General features: G+C 74.4%; 8 protein-coding genes and 1 pseudogene. All 9 read right to left on the bottom strand.

The window, feature by feature from the left end; translation table 11 throughout:
- Positions 1-256, bottom strand: a pseudogene (locus EAO73_RS36715) (zinc ribbon domain-containing protein); the annotation flags it as partial.
- Entirely contained in the window at positions 253-825 is a 573-nt protein-coding gene (locus EAO73_RS25530; RefSeq protein ID WP_147973926.1) for a phage tail protein, read from the bottom strand. The gene EAO73_RS25530 and the pseudogene EAO73_RS36715, both read right to left, overlap by 4 nt.
- Positions 822-2,783 carry a putative baseplate assembly protein gene (locus EAO73_RS25525; RefSeq protein WP_147973925.1) on the bottom strand — a complete coding sequence of 654 codons (1,962 nt, stop codon included), beginning with the start codon at positions 2,781-2,783 and terminating at the stop codon, positions 822-824. Before EAO73_RS25525 ends, EAO73_RS25530 begins: the two co-directional genes overlap by 4 nt.
- Positions 2,783-3,187, bottom strand: a complete 405-nt coding sequence (locus EAO73_RS25520) for a GPW/gp25 family protein (protein WP_147973924.1) — start codon at positions 3,185-3,187, stop codon at positions 2,783-2,785. The genes EAO73_RS25525 and EAO73_RS25520 overlap by 1 nt, the downstream gene beginning before the upstream one ends.
- Positions 3,184-3,501 carry a PAAR domain-containing protein gene (locus EAO73_RS25515; RefSeq protein WP_147973923.1) on the bottom strand — a complete coding sequence of 106 codons (318 nt, stop codon included), beginning with the start codon at positions 3,499-3,501 and terminating at the stop codon, positions 3,184-3,186. Before EAO73_RS25515 ends, EAO73_RS25520 begins: the two co-directional genes overlap by 4 nt.
- Before the next feature lie 38 nt (positions 3,502-3,539).
- Positions 3,540-5,309, bottom strand: coding sequence for a VgrG-related protein (locus EAO73_RS25510; protein ID WP_147973922.1), 1,770 nt, complete (start codon positions 5,307-5,309; stop codon positions 3,540-3,542).
- On the bottom strand, positions 5,306-5,995 hold the full coding sequence (locus tag EAO73_RS25505) for a LysM peptidoglycan-binding domain-containing protein (protein WP_147973930.1): 690 nt from the start codon (positions 5,993-5,995) through the stop codon (positions 5,306-5,308). The genes EAO73_RS25510 and EAO73_RS25505 overlap by 4 nt, the downstream gene beginning before the upstream one ends.
- A gap of 85 nt (positions 5,996-6,080) precedes the next feature.
- Positions 6,081-6,506 carry a phage tail protein gene (locus tag EAO73_RS25500; RefSeq protein WP_147973921.1) on the bottom strand — a complete coding sequence of 142 codons (426 nt, stop codon included), beginning with the start codon at positions 6,504-6,506 and terminating at the stop codon, positions 6,081-6,083.
- Between the two features lie 16 nt (positions 6,507-6,522).
- On the bottom strand, positions 6,523-6,914 hold a 392-nt coding region (locus tag EAO73_RS25495), incomplete at its 5' end, for a hypothetical protein (RefSeq protein ID WP_224756443.1).

Below are 6,914 nucleotides of genomic sequence, written 5' to 3'. Positions count from 1 at the left end.
GAGCCGGGGTCGGTGCGGGATCGGGCACGGCACGGCGCGGGGCCGTACGCCGGACCGGTTCCGGCGCGGAGTCCGGCTCCGGCGCGGAGTCCGGCTCCGGCGCGGAGTCCGGCGCAGGCTCCGGTTCCGGCGCGGCGGCCGGTTCCGGGGCCGGGGCGGGCCGCCGGGACGACCACCCCAAGTACGTACCGCAGCTCCCGCAGAAGTCCTCGTCCTCCGCGTTCGCGGCGCCGCAGGCCGGGCACGGGCGGGTCATGTGGGGCTCCCTGGTTCGTCGGCCGGGGCGCCCGGCAGGATCTCGACCCGGCAGGTCAGGTGCGCCGGGCAGGAGGCGCGGACCACGGCCAGGACGCGGGTCTCGTCCACCGTGTGTCCGGCGGGGGGCCGGACCCGTACCAGCAGTTCGCCCGTCGGGGCGGGCGGCAGCGCGGAGTCCGCTTCCGAGGACCAGGTGACGCCGCCGCCGTCCACGATCTCCGCCTCCACGCCGAAGCAGAGGCGCAGGTGTTCCGTGAGGCCCCGGCGGGTGCCGCGCCGACGGTGGAGTTCGACGGCGCGGGCGACGGCGGCGCGGCGCCGCTCCTCCGGCCAGGCCGGGTCGATGCCCGCGCCGACCCAGGAGGACAGCCAGGGCAGGAAGTCCGCGGGGGCCAGCGCCGGGTCGAAGTAGGCCGGGAGGTTGTCGAGAGTGGAGAGGACGGGGGCGAGGACCGTGTCCAGGCCCGCCGTGAAGCGCTGGGCGAAGTCGTCGTCCGCGTACAGGGCGGGCAGCATCGCCCCGATCGGGTAGCGGCTCGGGAGTCCGGGGACGGCGGCCCTGGTCACGGGCGCTCACCCGGCCCGGCGGCGGTGACCGCGATCTGGTGCAGGTGGGAGAAGACCAGCGCGTTCGGAGCGACGTCGATCCGGTCCACCGCCCCGCCCCGCCGCCCGGTGAGCGGGTCGGCAGGGAACAGCCGCACCTCCTCGACCAGGCGGACGCCGGGCACGGCCTGGAGGACGGCGAAGACCTCCCCGTACTGCACGGGCCTGCCGAACGGCCAGCCGGTGCCGTCCGCGCCGCCCCGCAGCGGGTCGATGTGGCGGAAGAGCGCGTCGAGCGCGGCGGCCCGGACCGCGTCCGTGTCGCCCTCGTCCGCGATCAGGCCGGCGACGACGGTGACGCCCTGGTACGCGGGGGGTTCGACGAGCAGGCGGGTGCCGACGAGGCGCCGTTCGTCGAGCCGGCCGGCGACCGCCGCGAGCACGGAGTCCGGCGGGATCAGCTGCTCGAAGCGGAGCCGGCCGCCCTCGTCGGGGACCGCGTCGGGGACGACCAGGACGCGGACCGCGCCGCCCTCGCCGGGGACGGCGGGCAGGCAGCGGACGCGGCGCAGCGAGGGCGCGGCCTCGCGGGCGATGGCCTCGTGGTCCTCGGCGGTGACGGCCCGCTCCTGGACACGGAGGATCTGCGGCGCGCGCAGCTTCGCGTTCTCGACGGTCTCGCCGTCCACGCCGCCGCGCGCGGCCTCGCGGTTGGCGACGCCGGCGACGTACGGGACGGAGCTGCGCAGGACGCGGATCGCGCCGCGCGCCACATTGCCCGCGGCGCCGCCGCCCGTGCGGTAGCGGGTGAGGCGGATGTGGGCGCCCTTCGGGGGCACCGCCCCGTACGCCCGCATGGTGCCGTCGGCCTCGCGGACCTCGGGCGGGAAGGCGAACCGGCCCGCGACGGGGTCGACCTGGACGTGCCGGTCGCCGGGGCCGGAGGCGCCGAAGTGCTCGACCGGGGTCCAGGTCTGCCAGCCGTCGTCCGAGGACACCTCGACGAGCGGCGGTTCCCCGTCGAGCAGGACGGGGGTGCGGGGCACGGCGAACATCTGGCCGGCGACCCCCTCGGAGGTGCCGAGCGGGACGTCGAGGACGGTCTCCGCGTGCTCGACGCCGGCCGTGCCGCCGACGGTGAAGACCTCGGCCTCGCGGATCGTCGGGGACTCGGAGTAGAAGGGCTGGCCGGGCACCACGTCGGTGACCCGGCAGCGCAGCCACCCGGCGCGGGTGCCGGCGGTGACGGACGCGGTGTGTCCGGCGGGCACGAACACCGTGATCTCACCGGGCTTGTTGAGCCCGCCGGTGGAGTCGGTGCCGGTCGCGCAGGGCACCCAGCGGGCACCGTCCCAGGCCTCCCAGACGAGCGGGGGCTGCCGGGGGTCGACGCCGACGCCCTCCACCCGGCTGTCCAGGCGTACGGCCACGATGCAGCGGGGCACGGCGGTCGGCAGTCCGAACAGCAGGGCGTCGCCCGGCTGGGGGCGGGCCTGGAAGCAGGGGATGTCCTGGCCGTCGGCGAGCGGCCCGGTGCGGTCGGTCTGCTCGCCGTTCGCCGGGACGGTGACCAGGCGGATCAGCGAACTCGGCACGATCGCCAGGTCCTCGTCCGTCGAGAAGACGACCGCCTCCTCCTTCTCGCCGCGCGCGGTGGCCACCTCCGTACCGGCCGGGAGGCGCACGGTGTCCGGCTGCGGCGCGGACAGCCAGAAGTCGACGTCGGCGCGGGCGGCCGTCGGCGGGAACAGCTGCACGCCGAGCAGGTCCAGGAAGGCGTAGTAGTTGCGGTCGGGCACCCGGTTCAGCCGGTAGACCAGCTGGTCGACCATGTACGCGAACGTCTCGATCAGGGTCACCCCGGGGTCCGACACGTTGTGGTCGGTCCACTCGGGCGTGCGCTGCTGGACGTACCGCTTGGCCTCGTCGACGAGTTGCTGGAAGCGGCGGTCGTCCAGATTGGGCGGGGGCAGGGACATCAGCGGGCTCCCGCCTCGGGGATCGTGTAGAAGGGGAAGACGAGGTTGCGCAGGTCGTTGGTGGACCGCACGGTGTAGTGCACGTCGATGTAGAGCGTGCCCTCCTCGACGGTGTCGAACGCGACGACCACGTCCCGGACTTCGATGCGCGGCTCCCAGCGCTCCAGGGAGCTGCGCACCTCGTGCGCGATGCGCCCGGCGGTGGCGCCGTCGCCGGGGGCGAAGACGTACTCGTGGATGCCGCAGCCGAACTCGGGGCGCATGGGCCGCTCGCCGGGCGCGGTGCCGAGGATCAGGCCGATGGCCTCCTCGATCTCCTGCTCGCGCTCGACCATGCCGATGCCGCCGGTGGCGCCGACGCGCAGCGGGAAGCCCCAGCCCCGGCCGATGAATCCCTCGCTCATACGGGGCCTCCGATCAGGACGTTGGGCGCCCCCATGACGATCTTCGCGCCGCAGGTCGTGGTGTCGCCCATGCGAGCGGCGGGCAGCCCGCCGATGAGGACCGCGCCCCCGACCGCCGCCGCCGGGTTCGGCATGATCACGTTCCCCGGGCCGAGCAGGGCGTGCGGGGGCACGACGCACACGTGCAGGCTTCCGGTGACGGCGGCGGGCTTGCCGCCGATCAGCACGGTGGCGACGGCCACCGCGCCCGGGGGCGGGGTGCCGATGACGCCCCCGTGGACGGTGGGGTCGCCCGTACGGGCTGCCTGGGGCATGACTGTTGTTCTCCTCGGTACGGCGGTGGCGCGGGGCGTCAGTTGATGCGGACGAGTGCGGCCTTCAGGACGGCGAGCAGGCCGCCGTCGACGGTCACACTGGTCTTGCCGTTGATGGTCACCTGCTTCCCCTTCACATGGACGTCGCCGACGCCGGCGTCGAGCGTGATCCCGGAGCGGCCGAGCGACACGGAGCTGAGGACCCGGGAGGTGCCCCGGGCGTACACCTTGAGCGCGATCTCGCCGCGCCGCTCGTCGAGCACGACCTCCAGCTGCTCGTCGCCGGTGGCCAGCCGCACCCCGGACGGGCCGCGCGGGGTGTCGAGCAGTTCGATCCGGTTGCCCGAACGGGACACCAGGGAGCGGCGGTTGACCTTGCCGCTGGTGGGGTCGACGAGCGGGACGTCGTGCGGGGACGGCTTGTCGACGCCGTTGTAGAGCCCGCCGAGCACGTACGGGCTGTCGATCAGGCCCTGTTCGAAGCCGACCAGCACCTCGTCGTTGACCTCGGGGCTGAACACCCCGCCGCCGCCCTGGCCGCCCCACTGGACCGTACGGACCCAGTCGGTGACGTAGGTGTCGTCGAGCCAGGGGAACTTCAGCTTCACCGAGCCGCGTTCCTTGCCCCGGCCCTCGCGGATGTCGGTGACCACGCCGATCGCGAGGCCCGGCATCCGGGGTCCGGGCACGGGCGCGCCCTGCCCGCCGGTGAGGCCGGTCAGCGAGCGGTCCGGGTCGGTGCTGACCAGGACCGTCGTGCGGTAGCCGTCCTGCGGGTCCAGGGTGTGGTGGGCGGCGGTCGCGGTGTAGCGGCCGGCGAAGGCGGGGCCGACGTTGCCGAGGGCGACCGGTTCGCCGGCCCGCAGCTTCGGGTTGCCCTCGGCGACCGCCTCGATCTCGCCGAAGCCGGAGGAGACCCGCCCGGCGACGGCGCCGGCGACCGCGCGGACCTCGGCCTGGGTGCGGTACGGGGTGTCGGCGACGGTCATCCGGGCGTTCTTCCCGAACAGGGCGGCGGCCGTGGACGGGTTGGCGCCCGGGGTCACGGTGTCGGAGCGGATCGCCTGCTCGCGGTGGACGACCCGCACCTTGTTCTCCACGTCCCAGCCGCGCACCTCCACGCTGTCCGCCCCGTCCGAGGCGGACAGCACGGCCCGCAGCGCCAGCAGGTTGCGCCCGTACTCCAGCACCATCGGGTGCTTGGACGCGGAGGTGGACGGGGCGGGCGCCGAGGAGGCGGGCTTCTGCTTCACGAACTGGAGCAGGCCCTTCTCGTCCACCCGCACGTGCGCCCCGCACTCCCCCGCGAGGTACTGGAGGAAGTCCCAGTCCGAGATGTTCGGCTGGGTGAGCTGCTTGTACATCACCGGGGCCGCCTCGACCTTCCCGCACCGCAGCCCGGCCCCGGTGGCGACCTTGCGGACGATGTCGGCGGCCTTCATGTTCCGGAACGCGACGACCTTGCGGCCGCGCCGCAGCCGGTGCGCCTTGGAGAAGGCGCGGACGACGGTGAACGATCCGGTGGTGTCGCTGTCCAGCTCCAGGGCGGTCACCTCGCCCGTGAACAGCCGCTCGCGCGCCTGCTCCTGGACGGTGACCACGGAGATCTTCAGCTCGGTGCCGATGGTGATCCCGGTGGCGGTGAGCAGCGTGTGGTACGGGTCGCGGTACGTGAGCACGGCGCTGTCCGGCAGCCCCACGTTCTCGTCGACCGCGCAGCTGACCAGCTGGGCGGCCCACGCCTGGGGCAGCTCGGCGGGGGCCTCCACGATCGGGTCGGCTGCGAAGGAACGGGCGGGCCCGGTCATCGTGCGGCCTCCTGTACGCCGTCCTCGGCCGCGCTGTCCTCCAGCGCGGGCACGAGGAGTTCACTGCCGGGGAGCAACTGCATGGGGTCGTCGATGCCGTTGGCCTCGGCGATCGTGCGCCAGGCCGTGGCATCGCCGTACTCCCGCCAGGCGAGCAGCGGCAGGCTGTCCCCGGCGACGACGGTGTGCGTACGCCGTGCCTCCCGCGAGCCGGACGTCGGGTTCTGCCCGGCCGGGTCGACGCTCGCCTCCTCGATCGACAGCGAGCAGGTGGCGCGCAGCGGCTTCCCGTCCACGTCGAACAGCGTGTACGAGACCGAGAGGCTGGAGAGCACCCCGTCGAACGACGTCGTCCTGGACGTCCCCCAGTCGAACCGCACCCAGGGGCTCGACGGCTTCTTCCGGCCCAGGCTGCTCGGCGTCGGCACGCAGGCCGTCATCAGCTGCTCGACCGCCTTCTCCACGGAGTTGTCGTGCGTGGCGGTGGCGTCCAGGAACACGTCGAGGGACAGCGAGCGCGGTCCGCTGCCCACGAACTCGGGCAGCGCGGACTCCCCCGCCGTCCGGGACGGGGTGCGGCGCCACTCGGTGGACTTGCGCAGGGAGAGCGTGGCCGGGTTGAACTGGAGCGTGAGCCGGGCGAGGGTCCCGCCGGGCTTGGAGCCGACGTCCGACGGCGGCTCCATGATGGTCAGCTGTGCGCGGGCACGGCTCGTGCGGGCTGCGGCGGGCACGGGTCCCCTCCTTCCTGGTCCTGTTCGTGACGGTGCATCAGGAGGGCACCAGGCCCTCGTGCGCGATCTCCAGCGACTCGACGGCCGCCTGGGAGCTGGCCGGGTCGAAGGAGGGCCCCTGCCAGCGGACCGGGACGATGCCCTGGACCTGCCAGCTGACGATCCGGCTGAGGTCGGGGCGCAGGGCGACGATCTCGCCGTCCTTGCGCTCGACGCGCTGCGTCGTCTCGTTCAGCCAGCGCGCGATCTTCAGCGTGTCGGCGGTGACGGGGCGGGTCAGCGTGATGTTGGTCCAGGTGATCCGCCCCGGCAGCTGCCAGGTGAACCCGTTGTTCCCGCCCTCGGCGTACTGCTCCAGCTCGACCTCGGCGCCCAGGCCCGAGCAGGTGTGGAACGCGCCGAGGTCGCTGCCGCCGATGGTGAGCTTGAAGAACACGCTCGTCGCGAAGATGTTGTCCGTCATCTGCTGCTTTCTCTCTTCAGCGCCGGCCGTCGTACGGGCGTCCGGAACGTTCCCTGCCCCGCCGCAGGTCCGCCCGGAGCAGCCGGGCGACGGGGTCGATGAGCCGTCGGGCGAGGTCTTCCACGTCCACGTCGGCGGCGGGCTCGGCGGGCCGTTCCGGCGCGGGCGCCGGCGCCTGCGGCTTCCGCTGCACGACGGTGACCGGGACGCCGGCGAGCCCGGCTTCGGCGACGGCCCGCTGGACCGCCTGCGCGTTCGCCTGCTTCGGCGGCGACCGGTCGGCCCGGGGCGCCGTCGGCCTTACGGCGAGGGGCTGCGGTACGGAGGGGGCGCCCCCCTCCGGCTCGGGCCCGGCGGCGGGGGCGCCGGTCTCCGCCACGACCGGCATCGCGAGGCGCTGCACGGGGG

Source organism: Streptomyces sp. col6, assembly GCF_008042035.1.
Classification (GTDB): domain Bacteria; phylum Actinomycetota; class Actinomycetes; order Streptomycetales; family Streptomycetaceae; genus Streptomyces.
The sequence above is the reverse complement of the archived record's forward strand: the minus strand, read 5'-3'. Positions and strand labels throughout refer to the sequence as shown.